General features: G+C 60.2%; 24 protein-coding genes. 10 read left to right on the top strand and 14 right to left on the bottom strand.

From position 1 onward, the window contains the following. Positions 1-38: 38 nt before the first annotated feature. Complete coding sequence (locus FHP24_RS00655) at positions 39-1574, bottom strand: sensor histidine kinase (protein WP_139671439.1); 1536 nt, start codon at positions 1572-1574, stop codon at positions 39-41. A gap of 122 nt (positions 1575-1696) precedes the next feature. Here FHP24_RS00655 and FHP24_RS00650 point away from each other — a divergent pair, with 122 nt between their 5' ends. The 3 genes from FHP24_RS00650 to FHP24_RS00640 are packed head-to-tail and all read left to right on the top strand — an operon-like array spanning position 1697 to position 3464. Beyond that, complete coding sequence (locus FHP24_RS00650) at positions 1697-2284, top strand: thermonuclease family protein (protein ID WP_180355844.1); 588 nt, start codon at positions 1697-1699, stop codon at positions 2282-2284. Next, the gene (locus FHP24_RS00645; RefSeq protein ID WP_139676058.1) at positions 2281-2925 is read left to right on the top strand and encodes a uracil-DNA glycosylase family protein; all 645 of its coding nucleotides are present in this window, start codon (positions 2281-2283) and stop codon (positions 2923-2925) included. Before FHP24_RS00650 ends, FHP24_RS00645 begins: the two co-directional genes overlap by 4 nt. Before the next feature lie 50 nt (positions 2926-2975). After that, positions 2976-3464, top strand: a complete 489-nt coding sequence (locus tag FHP24_RS00640) for an Lrp/AsnC family transcriptional regulator (protein ID WP_112455767.1) — start codon at positions 2976-2978, stop codon at positions 3462-3464. A gap of 71 nt (positions 3465-3535) precedes the next feature. On the opposite strand, the gene FHP24_RS00635 is transcribed toward FHP24_RS00640, so the two are convergent. Continuing rightward, positions 3536-4225, bottom strand: a complete 690-nt coding sequence (locus tag FHP24_RS00635) for a DNA alkylation repair protein (protein WP_139671433.1) — start codon at positions 4223-4225, stop codon at positions 3536-3538. 19 nt (positions 4226-4244) lie between these two features. Beyond that, positions 4245-5147 (bottom strand): NAD(P)-dependent oxidoreductase, encoded by a 903-nt coding sequence (locus FHP24_RS00630; protein WP_281287411.1) that lies wholly within the window; start codon positions 5145-5147, stop codon positions 4245-4247. Positions 5148-5371: 224 nt separating this feature from the next. Here FHP24_RS00630 and FHP24_RS00625 point away from each other — a divergent pair, with 224 nt between their 5' ends. Genes FHP24_RS00625 through FHP24_RS00610 form a run of 4 tightly spaced genes read left to right on the top strand, consistent with a single transcriptional unit; the run spans position 5372 to position 9360 of the window. Continuing rightward, the gene (locus FHP24_RS00625) at positions 5372-6334 is read left to right on the top strand and encodes an aliphatic sulfonate ABC transporter substrate-binding protein (RefSeq protein ID WP_139671427.1); all 963 of its coding nucleotides are present in this window, start codon (positions 5372-5374) and stop codon (positions 6332-6334) included. Positions 6335-6388: 54 nt separating this feature from the next. Further along, positions 6389-7564: an FMNH2-dependent alkanesulfonate monooxygenase gene (gene ssuD / locus FHP24_RS00620; protein WP_139671424.1), complete on the top strand. Its 1176-nt coding sequence runs from the start codon at positions 6389-6391 to the stop codon at positions 7562-7564. A gap of 22 nt (positions 7565-7586) precedes the next feature. After that, a complete protein-coding gene (locus FHP24_RS00615; protein ID WP_246091556.1) occupies positions 7587-8513 on the top strand; it encodes an ABC transporter permease subunit in 927 nt (308 codons plus the stop codon). Between the two features lie 10 nt (positions 8514-8523). Next, on the top strand, positions 8524-9360 hold the full coding sequence (locus FHP24_RS00610; protein WP_139671421.1) for an ATP-binding cassette domain-containing protein: 837 nt from the start codon (positions 8524-8526) through the stop codon (positions 9358-9360). An 18-nt stretch (positions 9361-9378) separates the two neighbouring features. Here FHP24_RS00610 and FHP24_RS00605 read toward each other — a convergent pair whose 3' ends face one another. The 8 genes from FHP24_RS00605 to FHP24_RS00570 all read right to left on the bottom strand — a co-directional run bounded on the left by FHP24_RS00605 (position 9379) and on the right by FHP24_RS00570 (position 15490). Continuing rightward, positions 9379-10455, bottom strand: a complete 1077-nt coding sequence (locus FHP24_RS00605; RefSeq protein ID WP_139671418.1) for a D-alanine--D-alanine ligase family protein — start codon at positions 10453-10455, stop codon at positions 9379-9381. Positions 10456-10638: 183 nt separating this feature from the next. Continuing rightward, positions 10639-11052: a CopD family protein gene (locus FHP24_RS00600; protein ID WP_139671416.1), complete on the bottom strand. Its 414-nt coding sequence runs from the start codon at positions 11050-11052 to the stop codon at positions 10639-10641. Positions 11053-11054: 2 nt separating this feature from the next. After that, positions 11055-11618 carry a DinB family protein gene (locus FHP24_RS00595; protein ID WP_139671413.1) on the bottom strand — a complete coding sequence of 188 codons (564 nt, stop codon included), beginning with the start codon at positions 11616-11618 and terminating at the stop codon, positions 11055-11057. Positions 11619-11646: 28 nt separating this feature from the next. Beyond that, positions 11647-12462 (bottom strand): methyltransferase, encoded by an 816-nt coding sequence (locus tag FHP24_RS00590; RefSeq protein WP_139671410.1) that lies wholly within the window; start codon positions 12460-12462, stop codon positions 11647-11649. Between the two features lie 72 nt (positions 12463-12534). After that, the gene (locus FHP24_RS00585; RefSeq protein WP_139671407.1) at positions 12535-12798 is read right to left on the bottom strand and encodes an usg protein; all 264 of its coding nucleotides are present in this window, start codon (positions 12796-12798) and stop codon (positions 12535-12537) included. A gap of 144 nt (positions 12799-12942) precedes the next feature. Further along, positions 12943-13773, bottom strand: coding sequence for an ABC transporter permease (locus tag FHP24_RS00580; RefSeq protein WP_139671404.1), 831 nt, complete (start codon positions 13771-13773; stop codon positions 12943-12945). Further along, entirely contained in the window at positions 13770-14552 is a 783-nt protein-coding gene (locus FHP24_RS00575) for an ABC transporter permease (RefSeq protein WP_139671401.1), read from the bottom strand. The genes FHP24_RS00580 and FHP24_RS00575 overlap by 4 nt, the downstream gene beginning before the upstream one ends. 152 nt (positions 14553-14704) lie before the next feature. Continuing rightward, complete coding sequence (locus FHP24_RS00570; RefSeq protein ID WP_139671398.1) at positions 14705-15490, bottom strand: ABC transporter substrate-binding protein; 786 nt, start codon at positions 15488-15490, stop codon at positions 14705-14707. On the opposite strand from FHP24_RS00570, the gene FHP24_RS28585 reads away from it, so the two are divergent. Together FHP24_RS28585 and FHP24_RS00565 are read left to right on the top strand one after the other, a co-directional pair. Next, on the top strand, positions 15489-15641 hold the full coding sequence (locus FHP24_RS28585; RefSeq protein ID WP_180355842.1) for a hypothetical protein: 153 nt from the start codon (positions 15489-15491) through the stop codon (positions 15639-15641). The genes FHP24_RS00570 and FHP24_RS28585 overlap by 2 nt on opposite strands. A gap of 295 nt (positions 15642-15936) precedes the next feature. Further along, positions 15937-18225: an OmpA family protein gene (locus FHP24_RS00565; protein ID WP_139671396.1), complete on the top strand. Its 2289-nt coding sequence runs from the start codon at positions 15937-15939 to the stop codon at positions 18223-18225. 56 nt (positions 18226-18281) lie between these two features. Here FHP24_RS00565 and mobB read toward each other — a convergent pair whose 3' ends face one another. Genes mobB through FHP24_RS00550 form a run of 3 tightly spaced genes read right to left on the bottom strand, consistent with a single transcriptional unit; the run spans position 18282 to position 20319 of the window. Further along, on the bottom strand, positions 18282-18797 hold the full coding sequence (gene mobB / locus FHP24_RS00560; RefSeq protein WP_139671393.1) for a molybdopterin-guanine dinucleotide biosynthesis protein B: 516 nt from the start codon (positions 18795-18797) through the stop codon (positions 18282-18284). Then, a complete protein-coding gene (mobA, locus tag FHP24_RS00555; protein WP_139671391.1) occupies positions 18794-19408 on the bottom strand; it encodes a molybdenum cofactor guanylyltransferase MobA in 615 nt (204 codons plus the stop codon). Before mobA ends, mobB begins: the two co-directional genes overlap by 4 nt. A gap of 2 nt (positions 19409-19410) precedes the next feature. Continuing rightward, complete coding sequence (locus FHP24_RS00550) at positions 19411-20319, bottom strand: DMT family transporter (protein ID WP_139671388.1); 909 nt, start codon at positions 20317-20319, stop codon at positions 19411-19413. Between the two features lie 208 nt (positions 20320-20527). Here FHP24_RS00550 and FHP24_RS00545 point away from each other — a divergent pair, with 208 nt between their 5' ends. Next, positions 20528-23092: a methyl-accepting chemotaxis protein gene (locus FHP24_RS00545; protein ID WP_139671385.1), complete on the top strand. Its 2565-nt coding sequence runs from the start codon at positions 20528-20530 to the stop codon at positions 23090-23092. Positions 23093-23188: the final 96 nt, after the last annotated feature.

Genomic DNA, 23188 nt, shown 5'->3' with positions numbered 1-23188 from the left:
GAGTTACGCGCTGCGGCGGTGAGATACTATCTACCGGCTCAGGCGAAGGAGCGGCGGCGCTTTTCGATGGCCGGCGCGTCTGCAACGGCCGGAAGGCTCTGCATCACGCGTGTCGCCGGCAGGATGGCGATGACTTCGGTACCTTCGCGCAATTTGGAGCGCAGTACGAACTGGCCGTCATGCTTGGCAAGAATGGCCTGCACGATCGGCAGGCCGAGGCCTGTGCCCTGTTCGGCGCTCTTGATGGCGATCGAGCCCTGTCCGAATGCCGACAGCACCACCGGGATCTCCTCCTCGGGAATGCCCGGGCCGTTGTCCTTGATCGCCACATATTGCCCGCCACCTGCAGTCCAGCCGACCTTGACGGAGATTTCGCCGCCCTGCGACGTGAATTTCACGGCGTTGGAAAGCAGGTTGAGGATGACCTGACGGATCGACTTTTCGTCCGCCCAGACAAGCGGCATCTCGTTTTCGAAAGCATGGCGGATGGCGATGTTCTTGGCCCGTGCCCGCAGCTGCACCATGCCGATGCAGTCTTCCGCCACTTCCAGAAGCGACAGCGTTTCCTCATTGAGATCGTAACGGCCGGCTTCGATACGCGAGAGGTCAAGGATTTCGTTGATCAGGTTTAACAGATGCTCGCCGGAACGATGGATATCGCCGGCATATTCGCGGTAAGTGGGGTTCGGCAGCGGGCCGAGCACTTCCGAACTCATGACTTCGGAAAAACCGAGAATGGCGTTGAGCGGTGTTCTGAGTTCATGCGACATCGAGGCGAGGAAGCGGGATTTCGCCAGATTGGCTTCCTCCGCGCGGCGCCGCGCCTCATCGGACATCGACTTGGCGACTTCCAGTTCGGCAATCAGGTCGTCCTTTTCCGACTGATAGGACATCAGCGTCAGGTTGGACCGATAGAGGCGGTCGCCGATGAAATGGAAGAAGACGACGGCGATGGCGCAGATGGCAGTCAGTCCGATATCGAGCAGATCGCGGGAGACGACCGCCTGAAACAGAAGTGCTGCGATCATCGGCACGAAACCGATCAGGACGCCTTGGCGCAGCATGAAGCTGCCCATGGCGGTGATCGAAATGGCGAATAGAAGCACCGCGCCTTTGTAGAAATAAAATCCGTCACCACCACAGGATTTGCAGGACTGTAGTGCGAAAATTGCCCAGCCGATACCCAGCAGAACCTGAGCAAAAAGTAGTCGCCGGCGCCACTTCGTTGCTTCTGTCGCGGCGATTTCCTTGCGGCTGAAACGCCGGGCAAGCAGCAGATTGATCGCATGCAGGCTGAGCATCAGAAGCGCCCACGCCACCAGATTGGCGCTTGGCGAAAGATACATGCCGATTGCGGTGATGAGCGCGATAAACAGCGGCACGACGGCTGCGGACTGAAGTACGGCATTGACATGCATAGACAGCATGTCCCGGTCGAAGGCCTGGTTGCCACTGGTGGAAAGCTGCAGGCGTTCACGGGTCGCACGAACGGCCTTGGATACCGCCTTGTTGCGGTGGCCACGGGATCGATCAACGATTATCTTGTCGGTCGAGGTACTTACGCCGCTACTCATTGATTGTGAACTAACTTCCTCGGATGATTGAGAGCTTATGTTCCAAACCTTAAGAAGATACTGCCGCGAAAGGTTTTGTTTTCCATTTCCCTGAAGCTTCTGTTCGTGATTGAGACCGGATTGTGACCCGCATAACCAAAACCCTGAAGGATGGCCTGTTCCTCGGCGCCTTCCTCGTCCTTGCCTCGCTGATCGTTGCCAAGATCGATCTCAGCAACGACACCCGCATCGACGGGCCGTTTTACGCAATCGATGGCGATACGCTGGCGGCAGGTGCAGAGCGGTTACGGTTGATCGGCATCGATGCACCGGAGGCGGATCAATCCTGTGGCGGCGAAGCGACAAAGGGCTGGGCATGCGGTGATACCGCCCGCGAGGCTTTGTCGAAATTCGCATCCTCGCAACAGGCCTATTGCTCCGGATCCTCGCGGGATCGTTACAGTCGCGTGCTGGTTCGTTGCCGGGCGGGAGAAACGGATATCAATGCCGAGCTCGTGCGCCAGGGCATGGCCGTCGCCTACGGTGATTATGTCGGGGAGGAGACCGCCGCCCGCAACGAAAACAAAGGCATCTGGTCCGGTCCTTTCGAGACCCCGAAGGCTTGGCGTGCCGCCAAGGGCGCGGCTCCTGAGGATGACGGCGCGGTAGAGGCCGGGAACGGACCGGAATCGATCTTCAACCGGCTGAAGGGGCTGCTTCCGTGGTCGTGACCGAGCCGGACCGGATTGTTGCTCTCGGCGCATCGATTGCGAGCTGCCGCATCTGTCGCGATCATCCGGCGATAGCAAACAATCCGCTTCCGCATGAACCGCGTCCCGTCGCGACCCTGTCATCGACGGCAAACCTGCTGATTGCGGGGCAGGCGCCGGGATTGAGGGTTCACGGGAGCGGACTGCCGTTCAACGACGCTTCCGGCAACCGCCTGCGCGACTGGATGGGCGTGACGCGCGAAGAGTTTTACGATGCGAGCCGTCTGGCGATCGTGCCGATGGGGTTCTGTTTTCCCGGCTATGGCACGAAGGGAAGCGACCTGCCACCGCGCAGGGAATGCTCCCCGGCATGGCGCCGCGACGTGATGTCAGCCATGCCGCAGATCGACACCATTCTGGTGATCGGCCAATATGCAGCCAAATGGCATCTGGGTGCGCGCCGAAAGAAAACGACAACCGAGACGGTACAGAACTGGCGAGAATATTTCCTCGTCAACCATGGGCCTCGTATCCTGCCGCTGCCACATCCGAGCTGGCGCAATAGCGGATGGCTGAAAAAGAACCTCTGGTTTGAGGAGGAGGTTTTGCCTGTACTTCGGCAGCATGTGGATAGCTTGATCCGCGGAACAAAATTCGCTTAACTGTGCGATATTAGGGTGTATAACGAAAAATCATTTCGAAGGGGACAATGATGGACCGTCTTGACCGCAAAATCCTGCGTATTCTGCAGGAAGATTCCACACTCGCAGTGGCGGATCTCGCCAAGAAGGTCGGTCTGTCCACGACGCCTTGCTGGCGGCGCATCCAGAAGATGGAAGAGGATGGCGTGATCCGCCGTCGCGTCGCTCTGCTCGATCCGGGCAAGGTCAACACCAAGGTCACCGTTTTCGTCTCGATCCGCACCGCCAGCCACTCGATCGAATGGCTGAAGCGTTTCTCCGAAGTGGTGGTCGATTTTCCGGAGGTGGTCGAATTCTATCGCATGAGCGGCGACGTGGATTATCTCCTGCGCGTCGTCGTGCCGGACATTGCGGCCTATGACGCATTCTACAAGCGTCTGATCGCCAAGATCGAGATCCGCGACGTCTCCTCCGTCTTCGCCATGGAGCAGATCAAATACACGACCGAACTGCCGCTCGACTACATGATGATCGACAACCAGAAATCCGGCGAAGACTGAGCGGTCCCCGCCTTTTACACGCTTGAGAACGCTGCAATCCTGATCGGATTGCAGCGTTTTTGATTCCCTACTCAGCCTTTTAGCCGTCTGAGGATCTTCTCGCTCGACAGTTCTTTTGCTGCATCCGTGCCTATCCAGCGGGCGGTCCTGTCATTCGATTCCATAAGTTTGCGCGCAAGCGCGAGTGCGGGTTCGTGGCAGGTGACATTTCGCTTGCCGATATTACGCAGCGCCCAGTTGACGGCCTTTCTGACGAAGTTGCGCGGGTCGGTGGAATGCGCTTCGATCAGGCTCAGGTAGCCGATCAACGTCGTGTCCGGCTCTTTCTTCAGATGAACGGATGCACCTGCGATCATCGCAAAAGCCGTGCGGCGGACGAACTCCCGCTCGTCGGCGGAAAATTCGGTGACCAGATCCCGCCAGAACGGGGCCTCGGTGAAGAGGTCGGCGGCGGTATCGACGATTTCCCAGGAGGCGAAGTCATCGGCCCAGCCATGTGCCTCGGCAGGCGTAAGCGCTTTCGGATCGGCGGTGTAGATCGCCACCATCCGCGCCTCGCGGATGCCGCTTTTCCAAAGCTCCAATGCGCGACAATGATCGCGTTTGAGAACCTTGGCGATTTTCTGCAGCTCGGGATTGGAAATCCCGAGCGCTGTTTCGGTGGCGATGCCGTAACGGCCCATGCCGGCGATTGTCTCCTCCGACCGTAACCTGCGCAGATGATCGACAATATCTGCTGCGTCGGAGGAGGGGCTGAGCATCGCCTTTGGGCCTTTGTTCCTATTTGCGCTCTAACCGGGCGAGCAGCGAGGACGTATCCCAGCGATTGCCGCCCATGGCCTGTACGTCGCCGTAGAACTGGTCGACCAGTGCCGTCAGCGGCAGCTTGGCTCCGTTGCGGCGTGCTTCGGTCAGTACGATGTCGAGATCCTTGCGCATCCAGTCGACGGCGAAGCCGAAATCGTATTTGCCCTGGTCCATCGTCTTGTGGCGGTTTTCCATCTGCCAGGAGCCGGCAGCGCCCTTGGAGATGACGTCGACCACGGTCTCGATGTCCAATCCGGCCTGTTTGCCGAAATGGATGGCTTCCGACAGGCCCTGGACGATACCGGCAATGCAAATCTGGTTCATCATCTTGGTCAACTGGCCGGCACCGACCGGACCCATCAGGCCGACCATGCGGGCATAGGCATCAATGACGGGCTTTGCCCTGTCGAAGATTTCCTGGTCGCCGCCGCACATGACGGTCAGTACGCCACCTTCCGCCCCTGCCTGACCACCGGAAACCGGGGCGTCGATGAAGTGGATACCCTTTTCCTTTGCCGCAGCTTCCAGTTCACGGGCGACTTCCGCGCTGGCCGTGGTGTTGTCGATCAGGATTGCACCGGATTTCATGCCGGAAAGCACGCCGTTTTCGCCTGTCGTCACCGAACGGAGATCGTCGTCATTCCCGACGCAGGTGAAGACGAAATCTGCATCTTTGGCGGCTTCTGCCGGCGTCGCTCCGGTCGTACCGCCGAATTTCGCAGCCCATTCGGCGGCCTTGGTGGCGGTGCGGTTATAGACGCTGAGTTCGTGGCCACCCTTCTGCTTGAGATGTCCTGCCATGGGAAACCCCATTACGCCGAGACCGATGAATGCCACTTTCGCCATGCCGAACCTCCGGGTTTTGTTGTTCCAGATGATTAGAACAAAGCGTGGCCGACGGGAAGGATAAACGAGGCGAAAATGATTTTCCGCAAGACGAGGCAATTTTGCGGTTTAGCAGTTTTGCGTTCCGATCCGGTTGAATCGGAGAAATGAAATCTCCGATTGCGGTGGTTATTTGAAACGAGTGAATGTCGACCCGGGCGGTAGAGTATGGGAGCCTTCTGTCATCGAAGATCCCATGAGGAAGGGCTCAATCCATGGTCACACGTAGACAGACACTCGGCTTGATCGGTGCAGCTGCTGCGGCAGTGTTGCCCATCGCAGGCGGGGCGAGGGCGGCGGCAAAGGAGCTGCGGATCGGCTGGCAGAAGAACGGCGTGCTGGCTTTGGCAAAAAGCCAGGGTGCGCTGGAGAAGCGGTTCGCTGATCGCGGCATCAAGGTCAGCTGGTCGGAATTCACATCCGGCCCGCCTCTGCTCGAGGCACTCGGCGCAGGCGCGCTCGATTTCGGCCCGACCGGAGACGTGCCGCCGCTATTTGCCCAGGCGGCACGCGGCAACCTGCTTTATGTCGGCACCTATCGCGGCAGTTCCCAAGGTTCGGCCGTCCTCATTCACAAGGACTCTCCGATCCAGAAGATCGAGGACCTGAAGGGCAAGAAGCTTGCCTTCAAGCGCGGCTCAAGCGCCCATAATGTTGCGGTCAAGGTTCTGCGAAAAGGTGGACTGGCGCCAACCGACGTGACCCAGCTCGACCTTGCGCCACCGGATGCGGCTGCCGCCTTCAAGAACGGCTCGATCGACGCCTGGTCGATCTGGGATCCCTATACGGCGATTGCGGAATCCGATCCGCAGACGCGCGTGCTGACGACGGCTGAAGGCATCGTCGACTCATGGAGCTATTTCCTCGGCAACGGCGATTTCGCCGCCGAGAACGGTGACCTCATCGTCGAGGTGATCGACGAGCTGAAAAAGGTAGGTGGTGCCGCACAGTCGAATTTCGACGAGACGGTGAAGTCGATCGCCTCAATCACCGGCGTGCCGGAGAAGGTGACAAAGGTCGTACTGTCGCGCCGTGGCGCAGATCTCGGTGCCGTCTCGACTGTGCCGGACGCTGCGGTCCAATACCAGCAGGCGCTGGCAGACGAGTTCTATGATCTCAAGATTATTCCGCGAAAACTCGAAATCTCCGACATCGTCTGGCGCCCCAAGGCGAGCTGAACCGCGTCTGCCGAAAAACAAAAGCCACCCGATTAGAGAGCAAGGATTTTCCAGATGACGAATACGTCGAAACCCATCGATTTCCTGTGGTTCATTCCGACGGCCGGGGACGGCACTTATCTGGGCGGCAGCGAACTCAACCGTCCGCCGGAACACCGTTATCTGCGCGAACTGGCGCAGGCGGTGGATCGGCTGGGATATTCGGGCGTCCTGCTGCCGACCGGCGTTTCCTGCGAGGAATCCTTCGTCACCGCCGCGGCGCTGGCGCCTTTTACCGAGAAACTGAAATTCCTGGTGGCGATCCGTCCGGGCACTGCCGCACCCGCCTATTACGCAAGGCTTGCGGCAGCGCTCGATCGGGTGTCGAACGGCAGGCTGCTGCTCAATATCGTGGTCGGCGGCAATCCATCGGAACTCGCAGGCGACGGCATTTTTCTCGAGCATGACGAACGTTACACCCATGCGGAAGAGTTCTTTCAGGTCTTCGAGGATCTCGTCACCACAGGGCACGCTGATCTTGATGGCAAACATATCAAGGCGAAGAATGCCAGGCTTGGTTTCCCGACCATCCAGCAGCCGCGGCCGCCGCTTTATTTCGGCGGTTCGTCGGATGCCGGTATCGAGTTTTTCGCCGGCCGTGGCGACAAGTACCTGACCTGGGGCGAACCGCCGGAACAGGTCGAGCAGAAGATCAAAACCGTACGCGCTGCGGCCGAAAAACGGGGCAGGGAGGTTTCGTTCGGTATCCGTCTGCACTTCATCGTCCGCGAGACCGATGAGGAGGCATGGGAAGCGGCCGACAAGCTGATTTCGAAACTCTCCGACGAGACAATCGCCAAGGCACAGGCGCATTTCGCAAAAGACTCCGACAGTGTCGGTCAGCAGCGCATGGCGGCGCTTCACAATGGCCGTCGCGACAAGCTGGAGGTTTCGCCGAACCTTTGGGCCGGCATCGGTCTGGTACGTTCGGGCGCCGGCACCGCGCTGGTCGGCTCGCCGAAGACGGTGGCAGCACGTCTGCGCGAATATCAGGAACTCGGCATCGAGACGGTGATCGGCTCCGGTTATCCGCATCTGGAAGAGGCCTACCGCGTGGCGGAACTGCTCTTCCCCGAACTCGGGCTGAAACGCGAGGAACAGCGAGCCGGTTTCGGCAACGAGTTCGCCTCGGAAAAATCGCTCTTTGGCGGTGGCGGTCACTCGACCATCCGCGCCGTCTCGGCGTCCTGAACAACGGCTGGAAGGGCGAGCGATGACGACGATCGATACATTGACCGACAACCGGCAGGTCTCGCGCAAGGATGCAGGCCGGCCGAGACCCTTGAGCGACAGAAGCATCGATCCTCCCAAGGATGCGGCGGCGAGGGGTGCGCGGACAAATTCTGCTCCGCGCACCGCCTCGAAAGCCGGAAACGGAACAGCCGGTCGATCGGCCTGGTTGCCTTATCTCCTGCCGGTGACACTTGTTGCCTTATGGCAGCTCGGCTCGTCCACCGGTCTTATTTCCGACCGGATCATGCCTGCTCCTCTCGCCGTTTTTGCCGCTTTCTGGGAGCGGCTTTTATCCGGCGAGCTGGCGACCAACGTCGCCGTCAGCGGCGCGCGGGCACTTGCCGGGCTGCTGATCGGTGGTTCGATCGGTTTTCTGCTTGGCATCGCCAATGGCGTATCGAAATTTTTCGAACAGCTGACCGACACGACGCTGCAGATGTTGCGCACCATTCCGCATCTGGCGATGATCCCGCTGGTCATTCTCTGGTTCGGCATCGGCGAGGAAGCAAAGCTTTTCCTGACGTCGCTCGGCGTGCTTTTCCCGATCTATCTCAACACCTATCACGGGGTGCGCAACGTCGACCGCGACCTGATCGAGATGGGCCGCATCTATGGCATGAGCGGCTGGTCGCTGTTTCGCAAGGTGATCTTTCCCGGCGCCCTGCCGTCGATCTTCGTCGGCTTGCGTTATGCGCTCGGCATCATGTGGCTGACGCTGATCGTCTCGGAATCGATCGCCGCCAATTCCGGCATCGGCTACATGGCCAACACCGCCCGAGAATTCATGATGACCGACGTCGTCGTGCTGTCGCTGGTCATCTATGCGTTTCTCGGCAAGCTGGCTGACGTCATTGCCCGAGCGCTGGAGCGCCGGGCGCTTGCCTGGAACGTGGCCTACCAGGGATAAGGAAAAAGACATGCCGATCGGACCATACCAGTCGCCGCTTGCACTCATCTCGGATAGCGAAACCGACCATCACCATCAGGCTTTGCCGGAGACGCCGGCTGTTGCACAGGCCGCCGCGCCTGCAGGCTTGAGATTACGCGGGATCGACAAGCGCTTCGGTGACAATCACGTCTTGAAGGGGATCGATCTCGACGTGCCGGTCGGGCAGTTCGTTGCGATAGTCGGCAAGAGCGGCTGTGGCAAGAGCACGTTGTTGCGGCTGCTGGTCGGGCTGGATGAGCCGACCGGTGGCGAAATTTCATTTTATGGCGAGGGCGGAGACACGATCGAGCCCAATGCGCGTATCGTGTTTCAGGAGCCGCGCCTGCTGCCGTGGATTTCGGTGGCGGATAATGTCGCCGTCGGCTTGGGCGATGGTGTCTCCAGACAGACCGGGCGGCAGGAGGCGCAGCGGGCGCTTGCGGCCGTGCAGCTGTCGGAAAAGGCGGGAGACTGGCCATCGAAACTGTCCGGCGGCCAGCGCCAGCGCGTGGCGCTGGCAAGGGCGCTGGTCAGCCGTCCGGGGCTTCTGGCACTCGATGAACCTCTTGGTGCGCTCGACGCGTTGACGCGGCTGGGCATGCAGGAGCTTGTCACGGATGTCTGGCGCGAACTCGGCTTTACTGCAGTTCTCGTCACGCATGACGTGGGGGAAGCCGTTCATCTGGCCGACCGGGTCATCGTGCTCGACGAAGGCCGTATCAGCCTTGATCTTGAGATTTCGCAAAGCCGGCCGCGCCGTCATGGCGATCCGGTGCTGGCCGAACTCGAAGGCAAGCTGCTGGATACAATTCTCGGAAAAGCCTGAGATCTGTCGGTATGACTATCAGATGGATCGGCGTGACCGCGTCAGCCCGTGTTCGACCAGGCGGTCGATGATCTGAGGATAGCTGACGCCGCTTGCGCCCATCACCTTCGAATACATGCTGATATCGGTAAAGCCCGGGATAGTGTTCAGCTCGTTGACCAGGATGCGTCCCTCGGCGGTGACAAAAAAGTCCGCCCGCGCCATGCCATCGCAGCCAAGCGCGCGGAACGCCTTGATCGCTACTGCCCGGATTTCGTCTTCGACATCCTGCGGCAGGTCGGCCGGTACTTTCAGTGCTGCACCATCTTCGTCGATATATTTGGCGTCATAGGAATAAAAGCCGTGGGTGTCCGCCGGGGTAATTTCCCCGGTCTTGGAGACGAACAGCGTGCCGTCGGCATCCTCCAGCACTGCGCATTCGATTTCGCGACCGCGGATGAATTCTTCGGCGAGAAGCTTGCTGTCATGCCGGAAACCTTCCGACAGCGCTGTCTCGTAATCGGCTTTGGAAGAAACCTTGCTGACGCCGACCGAGGAGCCCTGCCGAGCCGGCTTGACGAAGATGGGCAGGCCGAGCGCCTGTTCCAGTTGCTCGAAACCCGGTGCGTTGTCCTGATGGATCGTTACCGATCGCGCAGCGGGAATTCCAGCCTCGTTGAACAGTTTCTTGGCGATATCCTTGTCGAGCGCATTGGCGGATCCGATTATGCCGCAGCCGGCGAGCGGAACGCGTGCCACGTCGGCAAGCCCCTGGACCGCACCGTCCTCGCCATGCAGGCCGTGCAGGACGGGAAAGAGGATGTCCAGATTTTGCATCTGATAAGGTGCGCCGCCCATGGGAAGCGCCACGAGGCGGCCGAAACCGCCGGGAACGAGGCAGAGTTCGGTCCCGCCGGACGGCTTGGCAAGCGTGCCGCCCTCGAAGGCGCTGAGCAGCCATTGGCCCTCGTGAGTGACGAAGATTGGCACTGCATCATATTGTTCCGGGTCGAGCGCGCTCATGACATTGGTGGCGGAGAGAACGGAAACGTCATGCTCGGCAGATCGTCCGCCGAACAGGACACCAATGCGCGTTTTGCTCGAATTTCCGGTCATGATGTCCTCTCCACGCTGGTCTTTGCCAGACTTCCGATTCTGCATCGGTTTTCCGATGCCTCCTTGCGACGATGCAAAGCAGGCCGTTTTGCGGCGGCCGTGCGCCGGGCTTGCCGCCTTCGGATAATTTCGCTGGGAAAGACAATCGGCCGGATGAAATATGGCATCCGGCCATGCTGGAGATCAGAACGGTTTGATCACCGCAAGTGCGACGACGAGCACGAGACAGATCAGGATGATCGGCATGCCGAGACGCACGAAGGCGTTGGCATCGCGCTTCGGATCGGCAGCCATCTTGCGCATCGAAGCCTGCTGCATGCCGTGCAGTGCCGAAAGCACGACGACCAGCAGCAGCTTGGCATGCAGCCAGCCGTTACCGGCAAAGCCGGTATACCCGAATGCGAGCCAGAGGCCGAAGATCCAGGCGCCGGCAAGCGCTGCCGTGGTGACGGTACGGTCGTATTTCCGCAGCGCCTCGATCACGCCGACACGGATTGGTGGCGGTACCATCGATATGACGAAGGCGTTGATCAGCATGCCGCCGATCAGCAGGAAGTCGGACAGAAGGTGCAGGGCCTTGATGACGAAATACAGCATTATCAATCACTCCAGATCATGGATTCGGTAAAGCCGAGTTCCGCCAGATCATCGGCGCGCAGCGCCTGCTCTGCCGGATCGGCGGGAAAGAATTCGTCGAGTTGCGGTGGTTTGACGGAGGTGCCGGACAGCATGGCATGCACCTGTCCGCGATGGTGTATCTGGTGCTGGAAGAGATGCAGCAATATCCGCGAGGCCGGTTCGATCTGCACATGCGCCGCGCGAGGGACGCGGACTTCGGCATCGAGCGCTTCGGCAGTCATGCCGCGGCAGTGGTGAATGAGACGGCGGTCGGCTGCCCGTTGCTCGCGATCGAGATCGGCAAGGATCGGAAACGGGATTTCCGGCTCAAAGGCGGCAGCGCCCGGACAGTGTCCTTCCAGTGCGCCGACATAGAGCCAGTCGACAGTGAGAATATGGTTCAGCGTGTGGATGATCGACGGGAAGAAGCCGGTGCGCGGGGCGGAAAGCTCATCGGCCGGCAACAGCGCGCAGCCCTTCAGCAGCCGGTGGTTGGCCCAGGCATTGTTATAGGCCTGGGCTATGAAATAGCGCTCCGGCGTCATCGGGCCGTTCTCCGTTGCAGCGAAGAAACTAGCCCTTGAGCCTGGCGATGACCAGATGGCCCGGGCTCGGATTGCCGTCCTGCATGCGCACGTTGATGTCGCTCATCTCGACAAGCTCGAAACCGGTCTCGGCAAGCCGTGCGCGGATATAGGCCGGCGAATGCAGGAAACGTTGATGCGGGCCAACGGCGTAGGTCCGTGCGTCGGTTTCCGGCAGCGTTTCCGAGGAGAAGATGAACAGGCCACCGGCAACCATGTTTTCAGAGGCGCCGAAGAACAGCGGCTCGAGCGCGCCGAGATAGGGCAGCACGTCGGTGGCGGTCACGAGGTCGAAGGGCTCGTCGTCATTGTCCTCGAGAAAATCCTCGACCTCGGCGACATAGAGCGTCTCGTAGAGATCTTTTTCGTGGGCGAGTTCGACCATGTTTTCGGAAATGTCGAGACCGGTAATGTCGTCCACCATGTCGCGCAGCGTGCCGCCGGTCAGCCCCGTGCCGCAACCGAGATCGAGCATGCGCTTGAACGGCCCGAGCTTCAGCTCCTGCAGCCGCTGGCGCACAAGAACCGGCACGGCGTAACCGAGCTGCTCGACGAGGATGTCTTCAAAGCTTTCGGCATGCTGGTCGAACAGCGTCTCGACATAGGCGTCCGGCGCTCTCGGCGGCGCTTCGCCGCGGCCCATCGAGGCGATACGGACGGCGGCGCCGCCATGATCCTCGGGATCGATGTCGAGCACTTCGCGGTAGGCTTCGACCGCAGCGTCGATATCGCCGGCCTTTTCCAGTGCCAGCGCGCGGTTATAGGCTTCCGCCAGTGCTTCTTCGTCGATCTTCGCCATTGCCATATCCTCGTTGTCGCCAGCGCTTTAAGCGTGATGGCGCCGTTTGGCAATCTTAAGGATCGGGACAGGCTGCGATCAGTGCAGGATGATCTCGCCCTTGACCTGCCGCCATTCGCTGGCCGAAATCAGCTTGCGGTGTACATAGCGGACCGAATGCAGCGGGCCTTCCAGTTTTTCCTGCCAGAATTTCAGAAAGCCGGTCATTTCCGGAAAGTCCGGCGCGAGATCGTAATCCTGCCAGAGATAGGTCTGCAACAGGGCAGGGTGGTCCGGCATGCGGTAGAAGATCTGGGCGGTGGTGAGCCCATAGCCTCGCAGCATCATTTCGAGTTCCGACATCTGCTGTTCCCTTTTTCCATGACGCATCGCCTGCGTCATGAGAATGGGATCATGCCATGCTTAACCGAAACTTGACGATTGTCGGTAGTGGTTGAAATTAGTGTTTTATTTCATGCCGTTAGCATCTCTCGATTTCGAGTGCTGCTAACGCACCAGATGGCGGGTCAGGCGCCGTTCGATGAAGTTCCACAAATGCCGGAGCGCCTCGACCATGGAGAGATAGAAGATCGCCGCCCAGAGGTAGGTTTGGTAATCGAACGTGCGCGAGAAGGCGTAACGGGTTTCACCCATCAGGTCGTAGACCGTCACGATGGCGACGACGGCCGAGCCCTTGATCATCAGGATGATCTCGTTGCCATAGGGGCGCAGTGCCACGATCAGAGCCTGCGGTAGGATGATCTTCCAGAAGGCGACACGCTTGGAGATGCCGAGTGCGGCCGCTCCCTCGTGCTGGCCGGTGGGAACGCTCTGGATCGCGCCGCGCAGGATTTCCGCCTGATAGGCTGCGGTATTCAGTGTCAGCGAGAAGAGGCCGCAATACCATGCCTCGCGAAAAAACCACCAGAGACCGACGGATTCCAGCTGCGGCCGGAAACTGCCGAGCCCGTAATAGATGAGGAACAGCTGGGCGAGTAGCGGCGTCGAGCGGAATAGGTAGACATAGGCGTAGGAGATCGTATTCAGCACGCGGTTTTTCGACATGCGGGCGAAGGCGACCGGTAACGATAGCAGGGCACCGAGCACGATGGATACACCGACCAGCGAAATCGTCGTCCACAGACCGTTCAGATAACGCGGTCCGTAACGCTCGAACTTGGCCGGGTCCCATCCTTCGATCACCATGCTGATAAGAGCCATGGCGAGTAGCGCCCACAACACGAGCACGGCAAGGCCGACGACCTTGGCTGTCGTCAGTGGACGGTGGAGGACCGCAGGAGCCGGGCGTGGCGGGATAAGTTCTTTTGTCACGATCATCGGGAGACCTCCGAACGCTTGGCCCAGCGCTCGATAAATCCGAGGCCGAAGGAGGAGATCATCGCCAGCACCAGATAGAGCATGCAAGCGAGGAAGTAGAAGAAGAAGGCTTCCTTGCTGACCCGCGCGGCGACACCCGTCTGGCGCACGATATCGGCCAGGCCGATGACCGAGACATAGGACGTGTCCTTGAGCAGGATCAGCCAGAGATTGGTCATGCCTGGCAGTGCGATACGGATCAGCTGCGGCAGTACGATCAGCAACATTGTCTTGCCACGCCGAAGGCCAAGCGCATCTCCGGCCTCGTATTGCCCACGCGGGATGGCGCGGAAGGCCGACAGCAGCACTTCGGACGAATAGGAGGAAAACACCACCGCGAGCGCCACGAGGCCTGCGACAAAGGCGTTGATCTCGACCCTGCCGTCATAGCCGAAAAACGCCAGCACCGACTGGATCAGCATCTGGGCGCCGTAATAGACAATGAACAGCGTCAGAAGTTCGGGCAGGCCGCGAAAGATCGTCGTGTATATGCCGGCCGCAAGCCTGAGCAGTTTTTCCTCCGACTGTGCTGCAAGCGCGATCAGGAAACCGATCAGCAGTCCGACAGGCAGTGTTGCGAGCGCCAGCGAGATCGTCACCTTGACGCCGAAGGCTATTTCATCTCCCCAACCGCTATCCCCGCAGGATATAAGGCCGGTGCCGCCAAGCCAGGTAAAAATACCGACCGGGCCGCAAAACGGGTCGAGTGAATCGAAGAGGGCGGAGAGCCATCCGCTCATAGGATCATGTTCCGGTTCATATTCCCCTGCGGCTTATGTCGTGCCGCTTTCAAATACCAATTAAAAAGGAAATTTTTCTGAGGACAAGTGCTTTACAAAAATGAAAGCGGCGGAAGGTGACCCTTCCGCCGCTTTTTCACGAGAAAATCAGATTACTTGTCGCCGCCGTAGACGTCGAAGTCGAAATACTTGTCCTGGATCTTCTTGTAGGTGCCATCGGCGCGGATCGCGGCGATCGCTGCAGTGAACTTGTCGGCAAGCGCCTGTTCGTCCTTGCGAACGGCAATGCCTGCACCTTCACCGTTGATTTCCGGATCGACCGGAAGCGGCGCAAGGATCTTGCAGCACGAACCGGCGTCCGACTTCACCCATTCGGTAAGCACGACGATGTCATCGACGACGCCGTCGATGCGGCCGTTGGTCAGGTCGAGCTTGTATTCGTCGGAGGTCGGATAGAGCTTCTCGTCGGAATCAGGGAAATGCTTTTCGACATAGTTCGCGTGGCTGGTCGAACCCTGCGCACCGAGTGCCTTGCCCTTCAGCGAGGCAGCAGTTGCTTCCGTCAGCGGGGAGTCCTTCGGCACGGCAATGGCCGGAGGCGTGTTGTAATACTTCTTGGAGAAGGTGACCTGCTGCTGGCGTTCCGGCGTGATCGACATGGAGGCGATGATTGCGTCGAACTTCTTCGACTGCAGAGCCGGGATGATACCGTCCCAGTCATTGGTGACGAAGGTGCATTCGGTCTTCATCTGGACGCAGAGCGCCTTGGCAATGTCGATGTCGAAGCCGGTCAGATTGCCGTTGGACTCCAGAACGTTGAAGGGCGGGTAAGCGCCTTCCGTGCCGATCACCAGCTTATCCTGTGCCGAAGCGGCGCCAGCGAAGAGCGAGATCGCCGCAATCGACGCGGCAGCAAACAAACGGGTGGAAATGTTCATGTTGGTCCTCTCTTTTGGCAACCCGGCTGCGTTTTCCTGTTCTATCACGGCCGGTGAGGGGCTTTTTCAGCCCTTGTTTTTTATAGATACCGGCGCCGGAAAAATTGCAACGGCATTTTCAGCAGCAACCTCGGGCTTCACAGCCCTTTGACGCGGATGCCGGATACATCCGGCGGCGGTAGATTTTCGCATAACAAAACAGGTTGCATCAATGTTCCGAGACGTTCCCGATGCGCCAAGATGGCGCATGCCGTAGGAGCCGATGAACGCGCCATTCAAGTGCAGTTCAGACTTTGGTCCCGATCATTAAGACCTTCGTTGCCGGCCATAATGGGAACCTAATTGAAACAAATACAGTTGTGGTGCCGCGAAAATCTGCTCGCAAGAGGCAGGCCCGTCTAGACGGTCGCGCAACTAGGGACGAAAGCCAGAAGAAGGAAAATGCCATGTCGATGAAATCCAGACTGTTCGCCAGCGTGGCGGCACCTGTTTTGTCCCTGCCATTGTTGATGCAACCCGCCTACGCCCTGCCGTCCGGTCTGGACCTCGGATCGGCGCAGACTGCGGCGCCCGCAATCATCCGGGTACAGGAGCAGGTTGCTCCGGCAGAAGGTGAGGAAATCCCGAAGCGCCGCAAGCAGGCCGAAGAAGGACAGGGCGGAGAACGCCCGCGCGGCGAGCGCCAGCAACGTGCCGAACAGCCGCAAGGCGAAGGCGGTGAACGTCCGCAACGGCGCCAGCAACAGGATGCCGGTCAGGCCGAAGAGAGCCCGCAACCTCGCCAGCGCGCCGAGCAGCCGGAGGGTGAACGCCCGAAGCGTCGTGAACAACAGGCGGATCAGGGCGAGGGCGGTGAGCGACCGCAGCGGCGCCAGCAGCAGAATGCCGATCAGGCACCGGAACCAAAGCAGCCTGAAAAGCCGGCTGCCGAACAGGCAGAACAGCCCAAACCAAAGCCGGAGCGCCAGAAGCAGGCCGAGCAGCCCAACACGGAACAGCCCAAGACGGAACAGACAGGGACTGAAAAGCCGCAGGGCGAACGCCCGCAGCGTCAGCAGGCAGACCAGGGTGAAGCGGTACAGCCGCCAAAAGCTCGTCCGCAGCAGAATGCCGATAAGGCGCCGGAACCAAAGCAGCCTCAAAAGCCGGCTGCGCAGCAGGCCGAGCAGCCCAAACCAAAGCCGGAAGGCCAGAAGCAGGCCGAACAGCCGCAAGCTGAACAGCCCCAGGGGCGCCCGCAGCAGGCAGAACGGCTACAGACTGAACAGCCGCAGGGCGAACGTCCGCAGCGCCAGCAGGCTGGTCAGGGTGACGCGATACAGCCGCCAAAACCTCGCCCGCAGCAGAATGCCGACCAGGCTCCTGTAGCACCGCAGCCCGATCAGAAGGCCGGGCAGCCGCCCAAGCCTTCTCGTCAGCAGGCGCAGGATGCGGACAAGGCACCTGAGCGTGCGGTGAGCGGTGGCGAGCGCAATCAGCCGCGTCCAGTAGAGCAGAGCGCCGAGCAGCCGAGGCTTCCGGTCGAAAACGGTGCTGCCGTGCTCGACAGTGCCAAGGAGCAGCGGCCTGATCGCGCGCAACGCGATGGTGACCGTCCACGTCGGGATCCGAACCGTCCCGATCGTCAGGGGGACCCGCGGGCACAAGGCCAGCAGCAGGCACAGGATCGTCCGATGCTGCCGCCGCCACGGACCGATGCCGATGCCCAGGCCAACGATACCGTCACCCGCGAAGAGCGTGACCGCTGGCGCAATCAGCGGCGCGAAATGGTCGAGGAACGTGGCGAACGCATGGACCGCCGGCCCGATTTCGAACAGCCGCGCGGATGGGATGTCCGCGGTCCGGCTGACGTTGCCGGCGACCGCGATCCACGTCGCGACCGGGATCGTGATCGCGACGATGGTCGTGTGATCATCTCGATCGATAACCAGAGCATCGTCCGCCACAACGACAGCCGTCGCTTCTATGAGGACGGTCGCGAGCCGGAATACGAGCGTCTCGGCGACGGTCGCTTCCGCGAAGTCATCGAGCGCGATGACGGCACCCGTGTCGTCACCATCCGCAACCGCTACGGCGAGGTCGTCCAGCGTTCGCGTATCGTGCGCGGCGGCAAGGAATACGTGCTCTATTACGCGCCGGAGCTTCTCGAAGACCGTAAGGACTACACCTGGCGCGATCCGGGCGACGATCTGCCGCCGATGCGTCTCGGTGTGCCGGTCGATGATTATATCATCGATACGTCCAGCGAGCCGGACCGCGATTATTACCGGTTCCTCGAGCAGCCGCCGGTCGAGCGGGTCGAACGTCCCTATTCGCTCGACGAGGTCCGTTATTCAGCCCGTATCCGTGACAAGGTTCCGCGTATCGATCTCGATACGGTCACCTTTGCCACGGGAAGCGCTGAAATTCCGATGAACCAGGCAAGTTCGCTGCGCAAGGTCGCCGATGCGATCAATCAGGTTCTGAAGAAGGATCCATCCGAAACCTTCCTGATCGAAGGCCATACGGATGCGGTCGGATCCGACGACAGCAATCTGGTTCTCTCCGACCGCCGGGCGGAATCGGTCGCCGTGGTCCTGTCTGATGCTTTCGGTATTCCGCCGGAAAACCTGACGACACAGGGGTATGGCGAGCAATATCTGAAGGTGAACACCGAGGCCGCCAACCAGGAGAACCGTCGTGTCACGATCCGTCGTATCACGCCGCTGGTGAAGCCGGTCGCCTCGAACCAGTAAGCAGTTCGGCTGCATGTTCTGAAAAAGAAAGTCGTCGGCCATCCGGCCGGCGGCTTTCAGCGTATTGAAAGGCCGATTGAGCTCACGATGAAATCGGCGATCGCCGTTGTGTCGTCCAGATCGAAGACGGGCAATGCCTGCTTTTCGATCGGATGATCCGCAGCGATGGCGACGACATGGGGATCGTTCGGAGCCAATGGCTCTAGGTTTTTCGATTCCATTCGGCGCAGCTCGATTTTCGGGATGGCCTCCCGCTTGTAGCCCTCGACCAGCACCAGATCGCAGGGCGCCATTCGCAAAAGGATCTCGGCAAGCGTCGGCTCTGCGGCGCCTCTCAATTCATGCATGATGGCAAAGCGCGTCCCCGATACGATCGCCACTTCCCCGGCACCTGCTTCCCGGTGCCGGAAGGAATCGGCGCCGGGTTTGTCGATGTCGAACTCATGGTGAGCATGTTTGATGGTCGAGATGCGGTAACCGCGAGCGGTAAGCTCTTGGACCAGACGAACCGTCAGTCCTGTCTTTCCCGAATTTTTCCATCCGGAAATGCCGAAGGCGGGCGTCTTGTTCATTCAAGGCTCTCCGCGAAAGTTGCGACATGGGCAAGCTCTTCGGGCGTATTGATGTTGTAGAAGGGATCGAGTGCGCCGTGACGCGTATGAAGCGGCTGGAAATTCACGGTCACCGTGCGATGACGATTGAGAAATGCGTTGATGCGGCGATTTCCGTCATCCACCAGCCATTGTTCGAGATCATCGGCCAGAGCCACCGGCCAGAGCCCGAAAACCGGGTGGCGGCGATCCAGTGAGGTCGCGATGATGATGGTCTCGGGATCGGGGCAGGCTGCGGTGAGCTGAGGCACCAGATCGAGCGGCAGGAAAGGGCTGTCGCAAGGCGCGCTGGCGAAATGGGACGGTTCCGATGGTTGGGCCGAAAAATGGCGCATCCCGGTCAGAATGCCGGCGAGCGGTCCGAGCCGTCTGCCGGGACGGTCTTCAAGATAGTGGAACGTCTCAAACCCTGAAAAGGAAACAGCGCTGTTGATTGCGAGCGTCGAGACCTGCGGCGAAAGTCTGCGCACGATATGACCGAGAATGGTGTCGTTACCGAGCCGGAGAAGCGCCTTGTTTTCTCCCATGCGGCTCGACCTGCCGCCGGCGAGGATCAGACCGGGCGGGCGCATCGTCAGCCGCTCGCCGGAGGTACGGCGGCCGCTTTCGCCGTATCGATGGAGCGGCGGCTTTCCCGATAGAATGTATAGAGGCCGGAGCAGATAACGACGACCGCGCCCGCAAGAACGGTCATCCCCGGACGTTCGCCGAAAACAAGAACGCCGATCACCAGCGCCCAGATCAGACTCGTGTAGCGGAACGGGGCGACAAAGGAGATCTCTCCTCCGCGCATGGCAAGGATAATGGTCTGGTAGCCGCAGAATACGGCAATTGCGGTAAGTACAAGAAGCAGCCAGTTGAAGCTTGAAATCGGATGCCAGCCACCGGTCGGGCCGATCAGAGCAAAGCCGACTGCCATGATGATGAAGGACGTGAACAGGGTCACGTGAATGGTCGGGATTTCCTTCGCGATCCGGCGCGTTACCAGATCGCGGGACGCGGTGAAAAAGACGGCAGCAAGCGGGAACAGTGCATCGGTGGAAAAACCTTCCGGTCCGGGCTGGATGATCAGCAGTACGCCGAGAAAACCGACGATGATGGCGCTCCAGCGCCGCCAGCCGACCGGTTCACGAAACAGAAGCGCAGCTCCGAGCGTTACCGCCAGCGGCAGCGACTGCATGATCGATGCGGCCGAGGCAAAGTCGATCCTGGCAAGCGCATTGAAGAAGCAAAGCGTTGCGCCAAGCTCGAATGCGGTCCGCAACAGCACCAGTGGATGGGTGAGCGTGCGGAACGACAGTCGTGCGCCGAGTGCGATCGACACCGCTAAAACGAGTGCCGTCGTCAATACGCCGCGCACCGCCATGATCTGGGGGATGCTGAGATCATGGGTCAAAGACTTCACCATGGCGTCATTGCAGGAAAACACTGCCATCGCGGTCGCCATGAGCAGCGCGCCCCGCGTGTTGTCCGACAATGCCATCCTGATTCCTCCACCCCTGCTGTGCGTGTTTACGTGATCGGCATGGTCGCTGCCAGCGTTTTTCCGCTCTCTTTTCCCCGCGCGAAAATGTCGCCAGTTGCCATTAACGGTTGCTCAACCGAAAGTGGACATCGTGTGCCAATGTTCCCGCATGAGGCAGGAATCGCTCCGTTGCGCACACATGCAGTCGTGCCCTCAGCGCAGCCAAATGACGGGGAAAAAATTGTTTATCGATCGACTTTTGCAAAGCCGGAAAATTGTCACCAAGGTTCTTCTGTTTGTTGTTCCCCTGGTTCTGTTGATCGCAGGCGTGGGCCTTGCCGGGTATTATACGGCGAACACGCTGAACGGCCACATGACCGTTACCCGCGCGACGATTGAGAATATCGGCGACTTCGAGCGACTTCAGGCAAGCCTGCAGGACTATTCCTCAGTCCCGAACGAAAAGACGCTGGCGGCGCTGAAGGCGGATATCGACACCCAGGAAAAAGGTGTCGTCACGCTGAATGGCCTTTTGGCAAACGAGGGGGATCGCGCGCGCGTCGCGCCGGTCATCGGCCTCGCGTCCGCCATGCGCGGCCATGCGGACGCCTTGTGGGCGGTCAAAATGCTTCGGGATGAAACGGATACGCAGATGGCAACCGCCGTGGCGGAGATCGATGCGCTCGGCACGGAGGTGGAAGCGCAGATTGGCACTCTGCGCAAGCAGAGTGCGGGCAAGGAGAAATTCGCCAAGGGCATGCTATTGGAGGCCTATGCCTATAACGCCGTGTCGGGTCGAATCTCGGATCTGCGCGAAGCCATGCGCCGCGCCGAAAGCGACGACGCGGCGATCAATACGGCAAAGCTCTATCTCGGCCCGCTGGAAGAGGAGTTCGCCAAGATCAGTACGCTGATCTCCGAAAAGGCGGGCAAGGCCTTCGATCCTGCGCGTCAGGCCGCTGCCAAGCTGAAGGCGGCGGTTACAGGGGAGGGTGCGATTGCCGACAAGGCGCAGGCGGCGCGTGTCGGAACGAGCGCCCTCATGCCGATCCAGAGGGATCTGGATAATCTGTCCAACAGCAGGGCGGTAACCGCCGCTGAAAGGTTCGTCGGCCTTGAAGGTGATGTCACCGCTCAGCGTGAACTGCTTGGCCAGACAGAGGATTCGCTACGTCGTATCGACGAGTTGAAACTTCTTGTCGAGCGGATGAGCGGCACGATGAGCGAGGCTTCACAAAGGCCGCTTCTTGAGGCGACTGCGGGCCTGCGTACCGTTTCGGCCCGCGTCTCGGAGCTTGCCAAGACCAATTTCACCATGGCTGGGTTTGGCGTGAAGCTGGAGCCGCAGCTGGCATTGCTGGACGCAGGGTCAGCCAAGCTGATCGCGATTGCCGGTGACTGGCAGCAGAAGAAGACGGCTTCGGCCGCTACTCTGACCGCTGCCATGGCGGGCTTGAAGGATTTTGTCGCCCAGGCTCAGGAAGTCGGCAAGGAAGACAGTGAACGGTCGGCAAACCTTTCGGTCGTCGCCATGGTCGTCGGTACGGTTCTGGCAATCGCCGGTGGCCTGATGCTGGTCGAGACGCTGCGTGGACCGCTGCGTCGGGTGACGGAAGTAATGAAGCGTCTTGCCGATGGCGATCTGGAGGTTTCGATCGAGGGCCGAGAGCGCGGCGACGAGATCGGCGAGATGGTGCGCTCCGTCACGGTGTTTCGCGATGCGGCGAGGGAGAATGTCCGGCTGGAGCAGGAAGCCGCCCTCGCGCGCGAACTCTCTTCCGCTGAATCCGAACAGCGCGCCAGCGAACGTGCCCGCGTCGCAGCGGACCAGAAGCATGCGCTGACGGCGCTGTCCGGCGTGCTCGGCAATCTGGCGGAAGGCGATCTGGCGACAGGCATGGACGAAAACCTGCCGGCCGATTTCGTCGTGATGGCCAGAACCTATAACCAGGCTGTCGATGCGCTGCGTGCGACATTGTCGGAAGTCGGGTTTGCTGCACAGGAGATCAACGGCGGTACCGCCAACCTGTCTGCCTCTGCCGACGATCTGGCGCGGCGCACAGAACAGCAGGCCGCAGCACTCGAGGAAAGCTCGCGGGCTTTGCGCCACCTGAGCGATGTCGTGCGCAGCACGGCAACAAATGCCCGGCAGACATCGCAATCGGTCAACGAGACGGAAGAATTTGCGGTGCGCTCCGGCGAAGTCGTGTCGCGCGCCGTCAATGCGATGGGCGAGATCAGCCGTTCCTCCGACAAGATCAGCCAGATCATCGGTGTGATCGACGAGATCGCCTTCCAGACGAACCTTCTGGCGCTCAATGCCGGCGTCGAGGCTGCTCGCGCTGGCGAGGCGGGGCGCGGCTTTGCGGTCGTCGCCCAGGAAGTCCGCGAACTGGCGCAGCGATGTGCCGGTGCTGCACGCGAGATCAAGCAGCTGATCTCGGCTAGCGCAAACCAGGTGGAAAGCGGCGTCCAGCTCGTCGAGGAAACCGGCGAGGCGCTTTCGAAGATCATCGCGCATGTGACCGACGTCCGTAAACTGGTGGCACAGATTTCCTCTGCTGCGGCAGAACAGTCCACCGGCATTACCCAGGTCACCCAGGCCGTGCATGACGTCGAGCTGATCACCCAGCAGAATGCCGCAATGGTCGAGGAGAACAATGCCGAGATCCGTGGTCTGCGTCACAGGGTGGAGGACCTGACCCATAAGATCGGCCGCTTCAGAACGGGAGACACCGGCCAGCATTATGGAGAGACGCGGCAGCGTGGATATCGCAGCGATGCAGCCTGACATGCGGGCATGAGCTCGCGTCTTGGGTAAATCTCGAAAAGCCGCCTTCGGAAACGACGGCGGCTTTTTGCTGCTTGCCGACCGTTCGCCGGATGT

This window comes from Aliirhizobium smilacinae (assembly GCF_006335145.1).
Classification (GTDB): Bacteria; Pseudomonadota; Alphaproteobacteria; order Rhizobiales; family Rhizobiaceae; genus Neorhizobium; species Neorhizobium smilacinae.
Note: the sequence above shows the minus strand (reverse complement) of the source record. Positions and strands in the feature narration are given on the sequence as shown.

Excerpts from the sequence above, each read along its gene's own strand:
- FHP24_RS00655 (WP_139671439.1), bottom strand. The coding sequence starts at position 1,574 with ATGAGTAGCGGCGTAAGTACCTCGACCGACAAGATAATCGTTGATCGA.
- FHP24_RS00640 (WP_112455767.1), top strand. The coding sequence starts at position 2,976 with ATGGACCGTCTTGACCGCAAAATCCTGCGTATTCTGCAGGAAGATTCC.
- FHP24_RS00635 (WP_139671433.1), bottom strand. The coding sequence starts at position 4,225 with ATGCTCAGCCCCTCCTCCGACGCAGCAGATATTGTCGATCATCTGCGC.
- FHP24_RS00625 (WP_139671427.1), top strand. The coding sequence starts at position 5,372 with ATGGTCACACGTAGACAGACACTCGGCTTGATCGGTGCAGCTGCTGCG.
- ssuD (WP_139671424.1), top strand. The coding sequence starts at position 6,389 with ATGACGAATACGTCGAAACCCATCGATTTCCTGTGGTTCATTCCGACG.
- FHP24_RS00615 (WP_246091556.1), top strand. The coding sequence starts at position 7,587 with ATGACGACGATCGATACATTGACCGACAACCGGCAGGTCTCGCGCAAG.
- FHP24_RS00610 (WP_139671421.1), top strand. The coding sequence starts at position 8,524 with ATGCCGATCGGACCATACCAGTCGCCGCTTGCACTCATCTCGGATAGC.
- FHP24_RS00605 (WP_139671418.1), bottom strand. The coding sequence starts at position 10,455 with ATGACCGGAAATTCGAGCAAAACGCGCATTGGTGTCCTGTTCGGCGGA.
- FHP24_RS00600 (WP_139671416.1), bottom strand. The coding sequence starts at position 11,052 with ATGCTGTATTTCGTCATCAAGGCCCTGCACCTTCTGTCCGACTTCCTG.
- FHP24_RS00595 (WP_139671413.1), bottom strand. The coding sequence starts at position 11,618 with ATGACGCCGGAGCGCTATTTCATAGCCCAGGCCTATAACAATGCCTGG.
- FHP24_RS00590 (WP_139671410.1), bottom strand. The coding sequence starts at position 12,462 with ATGGCAATGGCGAAGATCGACGAAGAAGCACTGGCGGAAGCCTATAAC.
- FHP24_RS00585 (WP_139671407.1), bottom strand. The coding sequence starts at position 12,798 with ATGTCGGAACTCGAAATGATGCTGCGAGGCTATGGGCTCACCACCGCC.
- FHP24_RS00580 (WP_139671404.1), bottom strand. The coding sequence starts at position 13,773 with ATGATCGTGACAAAAGAACTTATCCCGCCACGCCCGGCTCCTGCGGTC.
- FHP24_RS00575 (WP_139671401.1), bottom strand. The coding sequence starts at position 14,552 with ATGAGCGGATGGCTCTCCGCCCTCTTCGATTCACTCGACCCGTTTTGC.
- FHP24_RS28585 (WP_180355842.1), top strand. The coding sequence starts at position 15,489 with ATGTTGGTCCTCTCTTTTGGCAACCCGGCTGCGTTTTCCTGTTCTATC.
- FHP24_RS00570 (WP_139671398.1), bottom strand. The coding sequence starts at position 15,490 with ATGAACATTTCCACCCGTTTGTTTGCTGCCGCGTCGATTGCGGCGATC.
- FHP24_RS00565 (WP_139671396.1), top strand. The coding sequence starts at position 15,937 with ATGTCGATGAAATCCAGACTGTTCGCCAGCGTGGCGGCACCTGTTTTG.
- mobB (WP_139671393.1), bottom strand. The coding sequence starts at position 18,797 with ATGAACAAGACGCCCGCCTTCGGCATTTCCGGATGGAAAAATTCGGGA.
- mobA (WP_139671391.1), bottom strand. The coding sequence starts at position 19,408 with ATGCGCCCGCCCGGTCTGATCCTCGCCGGCGGCAGGTCGAGCCGCATG.
- FHP24_RS00550 (WP_139671388.1), bottom strand. The coding sequence starts at position 20,319 with ATGGCATTGTCGGACAACACGCGGGGCGCGCTGCTCATGGCGACCGCG.
- FHP24_RS00545 (WP_139671385.1), top strand. The coding sequence starts at position 20,528 with ATGACGGGGAAAAAATTGTTTATCGATCGACTTTTGCAAAGCCGGAAA.